The 15,974-nt window shown below is 71.6% G+C and carries 17 protein-coding genes; 10 read left to right on the top strand and 7 right to left on the bottom strand.

The genetic code is table 11. The features are described from left to right. Positions 1–32: 32 nt before the first annotated feature. Together B1H19_RS11270 and B1H19_RS11265 are read right to left on the bottom strand one after the other, a co-directional pair. Complete coding sequence (locus tag B1H19_RS11270; protein WP_083104484.1) at positions 33–1,094, bottom strand: DEDDh family exonuclease; 1,062 nt, start codon at positions 1,092–1,094, stop codon at positions 33–35. Positions 1,095–1,156: 62 nt separating this feature from the next. After that, positions 1,157–1,798, bottom strand: a complete 642-nt coding sequence (locus B1H19_RS11265; protein WP_083104483.1) for a TetR/AcrR family transcriptional regulator — start codon at positions 1,796–1,798, stop codon at positions 1,157–1,159. Between the two features lie 125 nt (positions 1,799–1,923). Here B1H19_RS11265 and B1H19_RS11260 point away from each other — a divergent pair, with 125 nt between their 5' ends. From B1H19_RS11260 to B1H19_RS11235, 6 genes are all read left to right on the top strand, one after another. Next, on the top strand, positions 1,924–2,721 hold the full coding sequence (locus B1H19_RS11260; protein WP_083104482.1) for an acetoacetate decarboxylase family protein: 798 nt from the start codon (positions 1,924–1,926) through the stop codon (positions 2,719–2,721). Further along, the gene (locus B1H19_RS11255) at positions 2,721–3,605 is read left to right on the top strand and encodes an SDR family NAD(P)-dependent oxidoreductase (RefSeq protein WP_083104481.1); all 885 of its coding nucleotides are present in this window, start codon (positions 2,721–2,723) and stop codon (positions 3,603–3,605) included. The genes B1H19_RS11260 and B1H19_RS11255 overlap by 1 nt, the downstream gene beginning before the upstream one ends. 10 nt (positions 3,606–3,615) lie before the next feature. Then, positions 3,616–4,902: an amidohydrolase family protein gene (locus tag B1H19_RS11250; RefSeq protein ID WP_083104480.1), complete on the top strand. Its 1,287-nt coding sequence runs from the start codon at positions 3,616–3,618 to the stop codon at positions 4,900–4,902. Then, positions 4,899–6,128, top strand: a complete 1,230-nt coding sequence (locus B1H19_RS11245; RefSeq protein WP_083104479.1) for an amidohydrolase family protein — start codon at positions 4,899–4,901, stop codon at positions 6,126–6,128. The genes B1H19_RS11250 and B1H19_RS11245 overlap by 4 nt, the downstream gene beginning before the upstream one ends. A 126-nt stretch (positions 6,129–6,254) precedes the next feature. Further along, positions 6,255–7,139: a sterol desaturase family protein gene (locus tag B1H19_RS11240; RefSeq protein WP_083104478.1), complete on the top strand. Its 885-nt coding sequence runs from the start codon at positions 6,255–6,257 to the stop codon at positions 7,137–7,139. Beyond that, the gene (locus B1H19_RS11235; protein WP_083104477.1) at positions 7,136–7,843 is read left to right on the top strand and encodes a lysoplasmalogenase; all 708 of its coding nucleotides are present in this window, start codon (positions 7,136–7,138) and stop codon (positions 7,841–7,843) included. Before B1H19_RS11240 ends, B1H19_RS11235 begins: the two co-directional genes overlap by 4 nt. Positions 7,844–7,865: 22 nt before the next feature. Here the strand turns inward: B1H19_RS11235 and B1H19_RS11230 are convergent, their stop codons facing one another. Continuing rightward, a complete protein-coding gene (locus tag B1H19_RS11230; protein ID WP_083104476.1) occupies positions 7,866–9,374 on the bottom strand; it encodes a S8 family serine peptidase in 1,509 nt (502 codons plus the stop codon). Between the two features lie 212 nt (positions 9,375–9,586). Further along, on the bottom strand, positions 9,587–9,778 hold the full coding sequence (locus B1H19_RS11225) for a hypothetical protein (protein ID WP_083109550.1): 192 nt from the start codon (positions 9,776–9,778) through the stop codon (positions 9,587–9,589). A 202-nt stretch (positions 9,779–9,980) separates the two neighbouring features. On the opposite strand from B1H19_RS11225, the gene B1H19_RS11220 reads away from it, so the two are divergent. The 3 genes from B1H19_RS11220 (at position 9,981) to moaA (ending at position 13,122) form a co-directional block, all read left to right on the top strand. Then, complete coding sequence (locus B1H19_RS11220; RefSeq protein WP_083104475.1) at positions 9,981–10,325, top strand: DUF485 domain-containing protein; 345 nt, start codon at positions 9,981–9,983, stop codon at positions 10,323–10,325. Next, on the top strand, positions 10,322–11,944 hold the full coding sequence (locus B1H19_RS11215; protein WP_083104474.1) for a solute symporter family protein: 1,623 nt from the start codon (positions 10,322–10,324) through the stop codon (positions 11,942–11,944). Before B1H19_RS11220 ends, B1H19_RS11215 begins: the two co-directional genes overlap by 4 nt. A gap of 188 nt (positions 11,945–12,132) precedes the next feature. Beyond that, complete coding sequence (moaA, locus tag B1H19_RS11210) at positions 12,133–13,122, top strand: GTP 3',8-cyclase MoaA (RefSeq protein ID WP_083104473.1); 990 nt, start codon at positions 12,133–12,135, stop codon at positions 13,120–13,122. On the opposite strand, the gene B1H19_RS11205 is transcribed toward moaA, so the two are convergent. Further along, entirely contained in the window at positions 13,105–13,359 is a 255-nt protein-coding gene (locus B1H19_RS11205; protein ID WP_083104472.1) for a hypothetical protein, read from the bottom strand. The genes moaA and B1H19_RS11205 overlap by 18 nt on opposite strands. A 209-nt stretch (positions 13,360–13,568) precedes the next feature. Then, entirely contained in the window at positions 13,569–13,958 is a 390-nt protein-coding gene (locus B1H19_RS11200) for a DUF3099 domain-containing protein (protein WP_107425942.1), read from the bottom strand. 242 nt (positions 13,959–14,200) lie between these two features. Here B1H19_RS11200 and B1H19_RS11195 point away from each other — a divergent pair, with 242 nt between their 5' ends. Next, complete coding sequence (locus B1H19_RS11195) at positions 14,201–14,479, top strand: GlsB/YeaQ/YmgE family stress response membrane protein (RefSeq protein WP_083104470.1); 279 nt, start codon at positions 14,201–14,203, stop codon at positions 14,477–14,479. A 72-nt stretch (positions 14,480–14,551) separates the two neighbouring features. Here the strand turns inward: B1H19_RS11195 and tyrS are convergent, their stop codons facing one another. Then, positions 14,552–15,955, bottom strand: coding sequence for a tyrosine--tRNA ligase (gene tyrS / locus B1H19_RS11190; protein WP_083104469.1), 1,404 nt, complete (start codon positions 15,953–15,955; stop codon positions 14,552–14,554). Positions 15,956–15,974 lie beyond the last annotated feature (19 nt).

The raw sequence follows: 15,974 nt of genomic DNA, 5'->3' as shown, positions 1-15,974 counted from the left end.
CACGCGCTGCGAACGGGTGTGTTGGCCGGGCTTCACCCGGACGCAGGCGCCGCATCCGAGGAGGCCGCCGGGCCCGCTCCCGGCGCCGGCCGGACGTCCTGGAGCAGCTGCATGAAGGCGGCCTCGTCGACGACGACCGTGCCGAACTGGGCGGCCTTGGCGGTTTTCGACGTGCGGGAGTCGGGGTCGTTGGTGACCAGCAGGCTGGTCAGCCGGGACAGGCTGGTGGCGACGTGCAGCCCGGCCTCGGCGGCCCGGTCCTCCAGCAGCTCGCGGTCGACGGAGGTGTCCCCGGAGAAGGCGACCCGCATGCCCTGGACGAGCGGTCCGCCCGCCACATAGCGCCCCGGGTTGGGATACGGGCACGCGGGCCGCTTGCGGGACGGCCGCCAGGAGGTGGGGCGGTACGCCGTCGCGGACTGCGGCCGGGCGGCGGGGGAGTCCGACCACTCCGTCAGCGGCTGGCAGGTCAGCAGCGGCAGCCGCAGCTTCTCCCGGGCGGCCCGGCGCAGGCTGGGGCGGAACGCCTCGGCCAGCACCCGGGCGTCGTCCAGGGCGTGGTGGGCGCGTTCCTGGACGACGCCGTAATGGGCCGCCAGGGACTCCAGCTTGTGGTTGGGCAGCGGCAGCCGCAGCTCCTTGGACAGCGCGATGGTGCACAGCCGCTGGCGCACCGGGGCGGTCGCCCGGGCGCGGGCGTACTCGCGGGCGAGCATCGACCAGTCGAACATGGCGTTGTGCGCGACCAGCACCCGGTCCGCCAGGCGCCGCGAGAGCTCGGGGACGACGTCCGGGAAGAGCGGCGCCCCGGCCAGCACCTCGCTCGTCAGACCGTGGATCCACACCGGGCCCGGGTCCCGCTGCGGATTGACCAGGGTGTACCAGTGGTCCTGGACCTCGCCGCGGGCGTCGAGTTGGTACACCGCGGCGGAGATGATCCGGTCGTCGCGGGCCAGGCCGGTGGTCTCCACGTCGACCACCGCATACCCCTGGGGATATCCCTCGGGCCAGGCATCCGGCGGCGTCTGCGGGCCCGGCTGCGGCCCGATCGCGGGCGTGATCGAGGGCGCTGCTGCCATGCGGTCTTCGAGCATGGTCACTGAGGATACGGGCCGCCACTGACAGCCACCGCACCGCGGTCGTCCGGATCCGGCCGCTATGGGGCTTTCACCACATCGTCGCCCGGTGCCAGCAGCGAGCCCACCAGCGCATCGAGTGAGACCTGAAAGAGCCGTTCGGTGTCGGCCGGAGCGGCCAGCGCGCGGGCCAGCGCCGGATCGTCCCCGGCGCCGGGCGCGTCCCACAGCTCGCCCTCGCTGGGGCGCTGCTGCGGTGACCGCTCCCGGTTGCGCTCGGTCAGGACGTAGCCGACCACCTGGAACTGCACCGCCCGTACCGCCTCGGCCGCGAGCTCGCCGCGCAGCCCGGCGGCGTGCGCCTCGTGGACCAGCGCCTGCTGCGCGGGCCAGAACATCCGCTCCGTCAGGCCGCGTTCGTGCACCATCGCGATCAGATGCGGCCGCTCGCGCAGCGCGGTGCGCAGGGCGCGGGCCACCGAGACGATCCGGGCGTGCGGTGTCGCGCCCACCGGGCGGATCGCGCCCATCTCCTGGACGGTGCGGGCCACCAGGGCGTCCAGCAGCGACTCGCGGTTGCCGACGTGCCAGTAGATGGAGGTGACGGCGGTGCCCAGCTCCGTGGCGAGCCGGCGCATCGTCAGCGCCCCGGGGCCGTGCGCCCGCACCAGCCGGGCGGCCGCCGTCAGCACCTCTTCGCCGGTCAGCGCGGTACGTGTCATGGTCTCCCTCTACCCCGGCAACTCCCTTGCGCACAAGGCCCTTTACCCTTCGCGCGCCTCGGTGTAACAGTGTTACAGAGCCTGGCACGACCCCCGCGAGTCCCCACGACGAAGGGCGGTACGACATGGCACGCATCCGCTACGCCGCGCGCACCGAGGCGGAGATCGCCGCCGCGCGCACCGCGAGCGGCCAGCTTCCCGACATCTGGTCCACCGGCGTGGTGGCCGTCTGGGAGACCGATCCGGACGCGGTCGCGGCCGTCCTGCCGCCGCCGCTCGAACCCACCGCCCGCCCCCTGGTCCGGGCCAACATCAGCAAGGTCGACCTGCCCGGCTACCCCCTGGGCGCGGGCTCGGTCGCCGTCGCCGCCGAGCACGGCGGCGTCGAGGGCTGGTATCCGCTCGTGATGCCGATGACCCACGAGCGGGCCCTGATCGGCGGCCGCGAGGTCTTCGGCGAGCCGAAGAAGCTCGGCGAGGTGGAGGTGGAGCGCGACGGGCTCGCGGTGCGGGCGGCGCTCGCGCGGCACGGCATCGCCTTTGTGGAGGTGCGCGGTGCCGTCAGCGGCCCGCTGCCGCTGCCCGAGCCCGCGCAGAAGACCGACTTCTACTTCAAGTTCCTGCCTGCGGTGGACGGTTCGGGTTTCGACGCGGATCCGGTCCTGGTGCACTGCGTGCGCAACGAGAAGGTCCGCAAGCTGGAGCAGATCACCGGCGACGTGGTGCTGCGCGAGTCCATGTACGACCCGATCGCCGACCTGCCCGTCCGTACCGTCGTCGGGATCACCATCGGCGAGAAGACCACCGACCAGAAGGGCAGGGTCGTCGAACGGGTCAGCGCGCAGGCGCTCATGCCCTACATCCACCAGCGCTACGACGACCCGCAGCAGATCCTCGACGGGCCGCCCGAGGGGAGCGCCTGATGCGGCTCGAAGCCGGACAGGTCGCCGTCGTCACCGGAGCGGCCGGCGGCATCGGGCTCGCCCTGGTGCGCCGGTTCGCGGCGAGCGGCCTGAAGGTCGTGCTCGCGGACGTCGAGGAGCGCGCCCTGGAGAAGGCCGCCGCCGGGCTCCGCGAGGACGGGGCCGTGGTGCACGCGCGCGTGGTCGACGTCGGCGACCGGCAGCAGGTGATGGACCTCGCCGACGCGACGTACGCGAAGTTCGGCGCCGTCCACGTCCTGTGCAACAACGCGGGCGTCGGCTCGGGCGCCGAGGGCCGCATGTGGCAGCACGAACCCAACGACTGGAAGTGGGCCTTCGAGGTCAACGTGTGGGGCGTCTTCCACGGCATCCAGGCGTTCCTGCCCCGCATGATCGATGGCGGCGAGCCGGGCCATGTCGTCAACACGTCCTCCAGCGACGGCGGCATCGCCCCGCTGCCCACCGCCTCCGTGTACGCGGTCACCAAGGCGGCCGTCGTGACGATGACCGAGTCCCTGTACGCGCACCTGAAGGCGGAACGCGCGCGCGTGGGCGCCTCCGTGCTCTTCCCCGGGCCCCACATGCTGCGCACCGGGCTGTGGGAGTCGCACCGCAACCGGCCCGACCGGTACGCCAAGGAGCGGCCCCGTAAGACCCCGTACCGCAGCCTCGCCCAGTGGGAGTCGGCGATGAAGGAGGCGGGCCGGGAGGTCGAGTTCACACCGGTCGAGGAGGTCGCGGACTTCGTGGCGGAGGGGATCACGAGGGACCGCTTCTGGCTGCTGCCCGCGAGCGAGCACAGCGACCAGCAGATCAAGGCCAGGTCCACCTCCATGCTGGAGCGCGAGAACCCGGCGTACCTGGAGAGCTTCATTCTCGACTGAGGGACGTGTGATGGCTGAGCAGAACGACCCGTACCTGATCATCTCCTCCGACTGCCACGCCGGCCTGCCCACCGAGGAGTACCGGCCCTACCTCGACACCCGCTTCCACCGCGCCTTCGACGACTTCCTGGGCCAGCGCGACGCCCGCCGGGAGGCGGCCACCCGCCTCGGCATCCGTAACGAGGGCTTCGCCGCGAGGTGGTTCCGGGACCACGAGGAGGGCCTGCGCGGCGGCTGGGACCCCGCCCAGCGGATCAAGGAACTCGACGGGGACGGGGTGGCCGCCGAGGTCGTCTTCCCGGACGCCGACGCCGTCGACAGCCAAACGGCCGCCCCCTTCGGCGTGGGCCTGGGCCTGTCCGGCGACCAGGACCCCGACCTGGGCATGGCGGGCGCCCGCGCGCACAACCGCTGGCTCGCCGACTTCGTCTCCGCACACCCCGAACGGCACTGCGGCGTCGCGCTGTTGCCCGTCACCGCCGAACCCGACAAGGTGGTCGCCGAGATCCACCGCGCCAAGGAGTCCGGGCTGGGCGCCCTGATGATCCCCGCCATGTGGGTCGACAAGGAGCCCTACCACGACCGCCGTTACGACCCCGTCTGGGCGGCGGCCGCCGAGTGCGGTATGCCGGTCCTCACCCACTCCGGAGCGTCGCCCCGCCACGAATACGGCGACCACCTGGGCATCTTCGTCTCCGAGGTGACCTGGTGGCCGGCCCGTCCGCTGTGGTTCCTGCTGTGGTCCGGGGTCTTCGAACGCCACCCGGGCCTCACGTTCGGGGTCGCGGAGTCCGGCTGCTGGTGGCTGCCGAATCTGCTGTGGTTCATGGACCGCCTCTACCTGGGCGCGCACGGCGGCAAGAAGCTCTCCCCGTTCGCCGGACTCAAGCGGCCCCCGCACGAGTACCTCGACCGCCAGATCTTCGTCTGCGCCACCAACACCAAACGCCGCGAACTCGCCCAGCGCTACGAGATCGGCGTCGACAACATCCTGTGGGGCAGCGACTTCCCGCACCCCGAGGGCACCTGGCCCGACACCCGCGGCTGGCTGAAGAAGACCTTCCACGACATCCCGGTGGCCGAGACCCGACGGATGCTCGGCGAGTCGGCGGCCGAGGTCTTCGGCTTCGACACCGCCGCACTGGCCCCACTGGCCCGCCGGATCGGCCCCACCCCCGCCGAACTCGGCCAGAGCGCCGACCAGTTGCCCGTCGAGGCCACCTGGGCGCGCTCGCGCGAGGTGGGCCGGCACTGGCTGACCGACCACGACTTCCCGATGCTAGGGGTGACCCCATGACCGACCGCTACACCGTCATCTCCGCCGACTGCCACGCCGGCGCCGACCTCCTCGACTACAAGCCGTACCTGGAATCCCGCCACCACGACGCCTTCGACGCCTGGGCCGCCACCTACGTCAATCCGCACGAGGACCTCCTCGCCGACACCGCCGACCGCAACTGGAACTCGCAGCGCCGGCTGGCCGAGCAGGAGGCGGACGGCATCGTCGCCGAGGTCGTCTTCCCCAACACCATCCCGCCGTTCTTCCCCAGCGCGTCCCTGATGGCCCCGGCCCCCGCCACCCGCGAGGAGTTCGAACGGCGCTGGGCGGGCCTGCGCGCCCACAACCGCTGGCTCGCCGACTTCTGCGCCCAGGCCCCGGGCCGCCGGGCGGGCGTCGCGCAGATCCTCCTCAACGACGTGGACGAGGCCGTACGGGAGGTGCGCCGCATCAAGGAAGCGGGCCTGACCGGCGGCATCCTGCTGCCCGGCACCCCGCCCGGCTCGGGCCTGCCCGAACTCCACAGCGAGGTCTACGACCCCCTCTGGGCTGCCTGCGCCGACCTGGACGTCCCGGTCAACCACCACGGCGGCTCGGCCTCCCCGCCGCTGGGCGAGGAACCCGCCGCCCGGGCCGTCTTCATGGTCGAGACGACCTGGTTCTCCCACCGCGCCCTGTGGCATCTGGTCTTCGGCGGCGCCTTCCGCCGCCATCCCGGCCTCCGGCTCGTCCTCACCGAACAGGGCTCCGGCTGGATCCCGGGCGTTCTGGACATGCTGGACTACTACCACGACCGCCTGGTGGCGTCCGCGACCCGCGCGGCCACCGCCGAGGCCCGGTTCGGCGCCGGTCTGGCCGCGACCATGGGCGAGCGCCCGGCCGCCATCTGGCGCGACCACTGCTACGTCGGTGCCAGCTTCATGCGCCCGCACGAGGTCCCGCTGCGCCACCGCATCGGCCTCGACAAGATCATGTGGGGCAGCGACTACCCGCACGACGAGGGCACCGCCCCCTACTCCCGCGAGGCGCTGCGCCTGGCCTACGCCGCTCTGCCGACCGACGAGGTCGCCGCCCTGCTCGGCGGCAACGCGGCCCGTGTCTACGGCTTCGACCTCGACCGCCTGGCCCCGATCGCGGCCCGCGTCGGCCCGACGGCCGCCGAGATCGCCGAGCCGCTGGAGAAGATCCCCGCGGACGCCACGAGCCCGGCGTTCGCACCGGGCGGGTCGGTACGGGTGTGGTGAGCCCGGCGGGCGGCTACCGACGGTAATCCCGTGTGGGGCGGGCCCGCGCAGCTGACGGTCCGTCTCACATACTTCTCGGTAACAACCTCTAGCGGTGCCCCCGCCACCGCCTCTATGGTGCGGGGCATGCCGCACCTGCCCGATGTCGTGTTGTGGTCCGTACCGGCCTTCGTCCTGCTCACCGTCGTGGAGATGGTGAGCTATCGCCTGCATCCCGACGAGGACGCGGAGGGCTACGAGGCCAAGGACGCGGCCACCAGCGTCGGTATGGGCCTGGGCAGCCTCGTCTTCGACGCGCTGTGGAAGATACCCATCGTCGCGATCTACGCCGCGGTCTACGAACTGACCCCGCTGCGCATCCCGGTGGTGTGGTGGACGCTGCCGCTGCTGCTGCTCGCCCAGGACTTCTTCTACTACTGGTCGCACCGCGGCCACCACGTCATCCGCATCCTGTGGGCCTGCCACGTGGTCCACCACTCCAGCAGGAAGTTCAACCTCACCACCGCGCTGCGCCAGCCCTGGACGACCTGGACGGTCTGGCCGTTCTACGTCCCCCTGGTCGCCGTCGGCGTGCACCCGGCCGCCATCGCCTTCACCTCCGGCGCCAACCTCGTCTACCAGTTCTGGGTGCACACCGAACGGATCGACAAACTGCCCCGCCCGCTCGAGTTCGTGTTCAACACGCCCTCGCACCACCGGGTGCACCACGCCTCGCAGGGCGGCTATCTGGACCGCAACTTCGGCGGGATCCTGATCGTCTGGGACCGGCTCTTCGGCTCGTTCGTCGCGGAGACCGAGCGGCCCGTCTACGGCCTCACCAAGAACATCGACACCTTCAACCCGCTGCGGGTGGCCACCCACGAGTACGCCGCCATCGCCCGCGACATCCGGGCCGCGCACAGCTGGCGCGAGCGGGCCGGGCGGATCTTCCGCGGGCCGGGCTGGCAGCCGGCCGACCGGTCCGCGGCCCAGGAGACCGCCGCCGCCCCGGTGGGGGAGAGCGTCGCGTGACGGCCCGGTGGCCCCGGGCGGTGGGCCCGCTGCTCGGCGCCTTCGCCGCGCTCGCCGTCGTCCATCTCACCGCCCTGCTCACCGGCGCCGCCACCCTCGCCCAGCTCACCAAACCCGCGCTGATGCCGGTGCTCGCGGCCGCCGTCCTGGCCCGCGGGGGACCGCCGCTGCTGGTCGCTGCGCTGCTCTTCGGGTGCGGCGGCGACACCTTCCTCCAGATCGGCGGCGGCACCGTCTTTCTGGTCGGGATGGGCTCGTTCGCCGCGGGCCACCTGTGCTACCTGGTCCTGTGCGCGCGGCACGGCACTCCGCCGGGCGGACGGGCCCGTACGGGGGCCCTCGGCGGCGGCTACGCGGTGGTCCTGGCCGCCACCGTCGCCCTGCTGTGGCCGGACCTCCCGGCCGCCCTGCGCGTCCCGGTGGCCGGCTACAGCCTGCTGCTGACCGCGATGGCCTTCGGGGCGCTGCGGGCGGGGCCCTGGGCGGCGGCCGGCGGGCTGCTCTTCCTGCTCTCCGACACCCTGATCGCTGGCGGCATCGCCCACTGGCCGCAGCCGCCGCTCCCGCAGTTCTGGATCATGCTCACCTACGCGGCGGCGCAGGCCGCGCTGGCCGAGGGCGTGCTCCGCGCGGCCGCGGGAGGCGGGAAGCCGCAGGGGACCGGGCGGCCAACCGACCGGCCCCCCACGGCAGTTACCGCCTGACCTGCTTCCGTTACCGCCCGGCCTACTTCTTCACGGCGGCCAGCGCATCGACGATGCCGTAGCCGAAGTGGCTGTTGAGGTGCTTGGTGCCGGTGCAGGTGGCGTCACCCGTGGGGCAGCCGGGGTTGTCCGCCTGCTCCTTGAGCAGCCACTGGATCTCCTGCGGGCTCGACGCGGGGTGCGTGCTCTTCAGCAGCGCCGCCACACCGGCGACATGCGGGGTGGCCATGGACGTACCCGCCAGATAGGCCCAGTCGCCACCCGGCACGGTGGAGAGGATGTTGCCGTTCTTGGCGGGCAGTTCGGGCACCTGCTTCGCATCGCCGCCGGGCGCCGCCACATCGATCTGGCCCAGGCCGTAGTTCGAGTAGTACGACTTGGCGTTGTGCACCCCGGTCGCCGCGACGGTCACCGTGCCCGGCAGCTGGGTGGGCACGTCCCAGCAGGTCTTGGGGTTGACGGTGCGGGTGACGGGCGTGGAGTCGTCGGGGCTGGTGGCGTCAGGGAGCTTGTCGGCCGCGAGGTCCAGATTGGAGTTGCCCGCCGCGGCCACATTGAGGACGCCCTTGCTCTGGGCGTACTTCGCGGCCCGCCCGACCGCGTCAATGATCGCGGCCTGATCGGCGTCATCCTTGCAGTTGAACATCCACGGGTCGACGTAATAGCTGTTGTTGGTGACCGCGATGCCGTGGTCGGCCGCGAAGACGAAGGCGCACACCACGCTCTCGGCGTAGAACATGGCCGTCTTGGGCTCGCTGACCTTGATGGCGGAGATCTTCACGCCCGGCGCGACCCCGGCCACGCCCACGCCGTTGCGGGCCGCGGCGATCGTGCCCGCGACATGGGTGCCGTGGTAGTCCTCGTCCGGGTCCCAGGGGCGCCATGAGCCCGGGGACGTATCGGCCACGCCGCCCACGCAGTTGGCGGACTGCTTGGCGGAGAAGTTGGCCTTCAGGTCCGGGTGGGTGTCGTCCACGCCGGTGTCGATGATGCCGACGGTGACCTTGCGGCTGCCGGGGTCGATCTTCGCGGCCTGGTCGGCCTTGATGGCGGGCAGATCCCACTGGAGCGGTTCGAGCGGCTCCTGGCCGTTCGCCTTCGCCGCCGCCGTCACCGCCCTGAGCTGGGACGCCGACAGCCGTTCGATCTTCTGCGGCTTGCCGACGTCGGTGGTGCCGGTCGCCTTGAGCGGCGCGGTACGGGTCGCGCCCGCCGACTGGACGCCCGGCACGGTGCGCATCGTTTCGGCGAAGCGGGGGTTGGCCGAGTGGACGACGATCACGCCGATGCGCTCATGGGCGATGACCACCTTCCCGCCGGCCTTGGATATCGCCTTCTCCACGCCGCCGAGCACGGTGTGGCCCGGGGTGGCGTTCACGACGTACGACAGCAGCGGGCCGTCGGCCGGGGCCGCGGCGGCGTCCTTCGGTGCGGCGGTGGCCGCGCCCGGAAGGAAGCCGAGAGACGCCGTCAGGGCGAGTCCGAGCGGCAGGGCCAGCAGCCGCGAGCGTCTGGAACGGGGATGAGCCATGGGTACTCCACATCATCCGTGAGACCGCCCGTGCACGGGGTTGCGCACGGGCGGAAGCAATGCGACGTGAAGTTATCGGCGATCAGCGAGGGGTAGCAATGGAAACCGGAAAAAACCCGTCAGGGACGGAAAATTGACGTCACGTCAGGGATGCGGCGGGGCCGTTTCGGGGTGGCCTCGGGGCCGCGGCGGGGCCGCGCGCCACGGCGGCGTCAGAGGTCGCGCCGCAGGGCGGCGATGCTGAGCGGCGGCAGCGCGACGCGGGGGTCGCACCAGCGGCGCAGCCGCGGCCCGGCCGGGCGCTTCGCCACCGGGGCGGCGAGCGGGGCGGGCAGCCGGATGCTGCCGTAGGGGTGCCGGCGGGGGTCGGACGGCTTCGGGGTCTGCGTGGGCGGCACAGTCACGCCCGGCCCAACGAAACGCCGCCGCACCGGTCGCGGCCCCGCCCGTATTCCTCCGATTTTCTTCGCGGGTTCGGTGCTTCGCGGAATCCCGTAACCGCCCCCTGTCGGATCGTGACCCGCGGCTCTACGATGCGTGATCCACGTCACTTATCCGAGCCTTATTCTCGGGCGTAACACCCACCCCCTTCGCGTCAGGAGACCCGTGAGCGCCGTACCCACCACCGACACCGGGACGCATGAACCGCCCGACTACCGCCAGGTGCAGTCGAGCGCGGAATTCGCCGAACTGCGCCGCGCCCACCGCTCGTTCGCCTTCCCGCTCACCCTCGGCTTCCTCCTCTGGTACCTGGTGTACGTCCTGCTGTCGAGCTACGCCGGCGGCTTCATGGCCACCCCGGTCCTCGGCCACCTCAACGTCGCCTTCGTCCTGGGCATCGCCCAGTTCGCCACCACCTTCCTGATCGCCTGGTGGTACTCCCGGCACGCCGCCGCCGCGCTCGACCCCAAGGCCGAGGCCCTCAAGTCCCGCCTGGAGGCCGGCGCATGACCTTCGTCCAGCAGCTCGCGGCCGGCCCGGCGGGCGCGCACCGACCCCTGATCATCAGCCTCTTCGCGGTCTTCGTCGCCGCCACCCTGGCCATCACCGTATGGGCGGGCCGCCAGACCCGTGGCGCGGAGGACTTCTACGCCGGCGGCCGCCGGTTCAGCGGCTTCCAGAACGGCCTGGCCCTCTCCGGCGACTACATGTCCGCCGCGTCCTTCCTCGGCATCGCCGGCGCCATCGCCCTCTTCGGCTACGACGGCTTCCTCTACTCCATCGGCTTCCTCGTCGCCTGGCTCGTCGCCCTGCTCCTGGTGGCCGAACCCCTGCGCAACTCCGGCCGATTCACCATGGGCGACGTCCTGGCCTACCGCATGCGCCAGCGCCCCGTCCGCACGGCCGCCGGCACCTCCACCATCGTCGTCTCGATCTTCTACCTGCTCGCCCAGATGGCCGGCGCCGGCGCCCTGGTCACCCTGCTCCTGGGCATCACCAGCGAGGCGGGCAAGATCCTCGTCGTCGTCCTCGTCGGCATCGTGATGATCCTCTACGTCACCATCGGCGGGATGAAGGGCACCACCTGGGTCCAGATGGTCAAGGCGGTCCTGCTGATCGCCGGCACCCTGCTGATCACCTTCCTGGTGGCCCTCAAGTTCGACTTCAACCTCTCCGCGCTGCTGGGCAAGGCGGCCGAGAACAGCGGCAAGGGCGCCGCCTTCCTGCAACCGGGCCTCAAATACGGCGCCACCGCCACCTCGAAGATCGACTTCATCTCGCTGGGCCTCGCCCTCGTCCTGGGCACCGCGGGCCTGCCGCACATCCTGATCCGCTTCTACACCGTCCCCACCGCCAAGGCCGCCCGGAAGTCGGTGAACTGGGCGATCGGCATCATCGGCGTCTTCTACCTGATGACCATCGCGCTCGGCTTCGGCGCCGCCGCCCTGATCAAGCCCGAGGCGCTCACCGCCGCCAACAAGGCGGGCAACACCGCGGCCCCGCAGCTGGCCGAGGTCATCGGCGGCGGCGCCGGCTCCACCGGGGGCGCGGTCCTGCTCGCCGTCATCTCCGCGGTCGCCTTCGCCACCATCCTCGCGGTGGTCGCCGGCCTCACCCTCGCCTCGTCCTCGTCCTTCGCCCACGACATCTACGTCAATGTGCTGCGCAAGGGCGAGGCGACGGAGCAGGAAGAGGTCGCCGCGGCCCGCTGGGCGACCGTCGGCATCGGCGCCGTCGCCATCGTGCTCGGCGTCTTCGCCCGCGGCCTGAACGTCGCCGGCCTGGTGGCGCTCGCCTTCGCGGTCGCCGCCTCCGCCAACCTCCCCACCCTCCTCTACAGCCTGTTCTGGAAGCGCTTCACCACCCAGGGCGCCCTGTGGTCCATCTACGGCGGCCTCGCCTCGTCCGTCCTGCTGGTCCTCTTCTCCCCGGTCGTCTCCGGCGCCGAGACCTCGATGTTCCCCGCCGCCGGCTTCGACGTCTTCCCCCTGGAGAACCCCGGCCTGATCTCCATCCCGCTGGGCTTCCTCCTGGGCTGGCTGGGCTCCCTGCTCTCCAAGGAGGAGCCGGACGCCCGCAAGTACGCCGAACTGGAGGTGCGCTCGCTGACCGGAACCGGCGCCCATTAGCCGGATGACCGCGAGGTGAGTCATCCCTACAGCGGGTGGGCGGGGCGGCATCGTAGAGAACTACGACGCCACCCCGCCCACCTCGTGCTTCCGCGCCCTGCTCACTGTCACACCCATCGCGTAGGCTCGAAGACGTACTGATCCACCGCCGCACGCAACTGATCAACCCCAGTCGGGGAGGGGGCCCTGTGCTCATCGACACTTACGGTCGCGTGGCCACCGACCTGCGCGTTTCGCTCACGGACCGCTGCAATCTGCGGTGTACGTACTGTATGCCCGAAGAAGGGCTGCAATGGCTGGCCAAGCCGGATCTGCTCACCGATGACGAGATAGTCCGGCTGATCACCATCGCCGTCCGCGACCTCGGCGTCGAAGAGGTCCGCTTCACCGGCGGCGAGCCGCTGCTGCGTCCCGGCCTGGTCGGCATCGTCGAGCGCGTCGCCCGGCTCACGCCCCGCCCCCAGATGTCCCTGACCACCAACGGCATCGGCCTGGAGCGCACCGCCGCCGCCCTGCGCGACGCCGGCCTCGACCGCGTCAACGTCTCCCTCGACACCCTGCGCCCCGACGTCTTCCAGGCCCTGACCCGCCGCAAGCGGCATGCGGACGTCCTGCGCGGCCTGGAGGCGGCCCGCGCCGCCGGCCTGACCCCGGTCAAGGTCAACACCGTCCTGATGCCGGGCCTCAATGACGACGAGGCCCCCGACCTCCTCGCCTGGGCCGTCGAGCAGGGCTACGAACTCCGCTTCATCGAGCAGATGCCGCTGGACGCCCAGCACGGCTGGAAGCGCGACGGCATGATCACCGCCGGCGACATCCTCGCCTCGCTGCGCACCCGCTTCACCCTCACCCCCGAGGGCCAGGACGAGCGCGGCTCCGCCCCCGCCGAGCGCTGGATCGTCGACGGCGGCCCGCATCGCGTCGGCGTGATCGCCTCCGTCACCCGCCCGTTCTGCCGCGCCTGCGACCGTACGCGCCTGACGGCCGACGGGCAGATCCGCACCTGCCTGTTCGCCACCGAGGAGACGGATCTGCGCGCCGCCCTGCGCTCCGACGCCCCCGACGCCGAGATCGCCCGGATATGGAAGCTGGCGATGTGGGGCAAGAAGGCGGGCTCCGGACTGGACGACCCGTCGTTCCTCCAGCCCGAGCGCCCGATGTCAGCCATCGGCGGCTGACGACCGCCGCTCCCACTCCGCCAGCGTCACCACATCCTTCAAGAACCCCCGCACGCCCAGGAACTGCGACAGATGCTCGCGGTGCTCCTCGCACGCCAGCCAGGTCTTGCGGCGGTCCGGGGTGTGCAGCTTCGGGTTGTTCCAGGCGAGCACCCACACCGCATCGGCGCGACAGCCCTTGGCGGAACAGACGGTGACGTTCTCGGCGGCGGGTGGGGTGCTGTTCGGGGAGTTCACGGCCTCAACCCTACGTCCCGCCCCACCGGCACCTGCCGAGGGCGGACATGGCGACGCCGGGCAGCCACGGGGGGAGCCGCCCGGCGTCGGTCCGTCGCTCCGACGGGGGATGCGGAGCGCGTACGCAGTATGTCACGGGGACTGGTGCGCAGTGCACCGGATCCGCATGATTGATCTGAGCTTTTCTTGAGCTTTGCAGACGTGTGCACTCAGCCCTGCGCGCGGCGCGGTCCCGGAACGTCATCCTCCGGCGACTCCGGAACGGATTCCGCCGGCCCCTGTGCCGCGTCCGGACCCTGCTTTCCGGGCCCCAGCATGGGCCGGGGCGGTGCGGCGACGAACGTCTTCGGCAGCGAAGGGGCGTTCTCCCGGCCCGCGTTGGCGATGACCACGGCGACGTACGGCAGCCCCATGCCCAGCACCAGCGTCGCAATGGCAAAAGGCCGCTCGATGTTCCACAGCACGACGGTGAGCACCACCGCCAGGCTCCGGACGGCCATCGAGATCACATAGCGGCGCTGCCGCCCCTTGACGTCCTCCGACAGCCCCTGCCGCGCTCCCGTGATCCGGAAGGTCTGGGCTTCGTTGTGCTTCCGCATCACATTCCACCACCTGCTCGCCTGTGCCGGATTCTCCCCGCTTCCGGGCAGATTCCACGGTACGCCGCTGCTCCGACGGCTTCGAGACCGGGGCATGGCCCGCACCGACAAGGTCTGCCGGGCTCATCGACGTACCCCCCGCTCCGGCGTGCGGCGTAGCGGATGCGGAGCGACACTGGCGGGGCAACGGCTCCCGGCGCGGCGGCCCGTACCGCCGTGGCACGGGCCGCGGAGGAGGCGACATGAGTTGGTTGTGGGCCATCATCGTCGGCCTGGTTCTGGGCCTGATCGCCAAGGCCGTCATCCCGGGCAAGCAGCAGATCCCCCTCTGGCTGACGGTGATCTTCGGCATGCTCGGCAGCGTCCTGGGCAACTGGGCGGCCACCGGCCTCGGCGTCAACGAGACCCGGGGCATCGACTGGACCCGGCATCTGCTTCAGCTGGTCGGCGCGATCCTCATCGTGGCCGTCGGCGACCGCCTGTGGGCCGCGGTCCGCGGCCGCAGGAGCGGGGGGACCTGACCTCCCGGGGACACGGCGAGGCGGCCGGTACGCGAGAGACTCGCACACCGGCCGCCCGTCCGCCCGTGGGGCTCAGCGGCCTTCGAGCTGCGCCAGCTTGCGCCCCGCCTTGAGGTATGCGGTGCCCGGCGCACCGGCCACCTTCTCGGCCAGCACCTCGGCCAGCGGCCGCACCGACTCGGCCTCGGCCAGGACCACGGTCTGCTGGCCGTCCTCGCCCTCGACCACCAGCCGCAGCGCATTCTGCTTCGCCAGCCGCCGCGCCGCCGAGGCGCTCGGCGTGAACTCGAGCACCTTGGTCAGCACCGCCGCGACGGTCTCGCCGCCGTGCTCGGCGACGTCGACGACTGGCAGCGACTCCACATCGGCGAAGGACTTCTTGGAGAACTGCGCGATGAACCCGGCCCGCGCCGCCATCGCCGCCTCCAGCCCGTACAGCGCCGCGACGACCTCACCCGCGAGGACCTTCTTCAGATCCATCGGGTGCAGCGACCGGTCCGCAACCCGGCCCAGGGCCAGCGCGACCTCGTCGTCCGTCCACTCCGTCCAGGCCTTGAGGTACGGCTCCATCAGCCGGTCCGGCACCGACATGATCTTGCCGAAGACATCGTCGGCGGGCGCGCTCAGCCCGACGTAATTGCCCTTGGACTTGGACATCTTGGCGCCGGTGCCGTCCGTGCCCTCGATCAGCGGCATGGTCACGACCAGCTGCGGCGTCTGCCCGCGCAGCTCCATCAGCTTGCGCGCCATCTGGAGGTTCAGCAGCTGGTCCGAGCCGCCCAGCTCCACATCGCAGTTCAGCGCCACCGAGTCCAGCCCCTGCGCGATCGGGTACAGCAGCTCGGTCATGGTCAGACCCGAGCCGGCCGCCAGCCGGTTGCGGAAGTCCTCGCGCTGGAGCAGCTGCGAGGCCGGGACATGGGCGAGCAGCCCGAGCAGCTCGGGGAAGGTGTACGGCGCCAGCCACTCGCTGTTCTGCCGGAAGCTGACCTTCTCGAAGTCGAAGAACGGGCGCACCTGTTCGCGGTAGGTGGCCAGGTTGTGTGCGATGTCCTCGTCGGTCAGCGGCGGACGCTCGGCCGTACGGCCCGACGGGTCGCCGATCTTGGCGGTGAAGTCGCCGATGATCAGCGTGACGTCATGGCCCAGCCGCTGGAACCGGCTCAGGATGATCAGCGGGACCGCGTGCCCCAGGTGCACATCGGTCGCCGTCGGGTCGATGCCCAGCTTGATGTGCAGGCCCTTGCCGGCCGCCCGGCGCTCCTCGATCCGCTCGGCCAGCTTGTCCACGCCCGGCAGGACCTCGACCGTACGGGCCGCGATCAGCTCGGCCTGCTCCTTGGCGGACAGGTCCGTCAGGTCGAGATAGCGCCGGGCGCCCGTCTCCCGGAGCAGCTCCTGGACCGTGGCGTCCGAGGAGAGGTCGGCGGAGAGCAGCGTGCTGGCGCGGGCGACGGATTCGCCGAGGCGTGTCATGGCGTTCCTGATCGATCGT

This window comes from Streptomyces gilvosporeus, assembly GCF_002082195.1.
Taxonomy (GTDB): Bacteria; Actinomycetota; Actinomycetes; order Streptomycetales; family Streptomycetaceae; genus Streptomyces; species Streptomyces gilvosporeus.
This window is presented reverse-complemented; position numbering and strand designations above follow the sequence as displayed.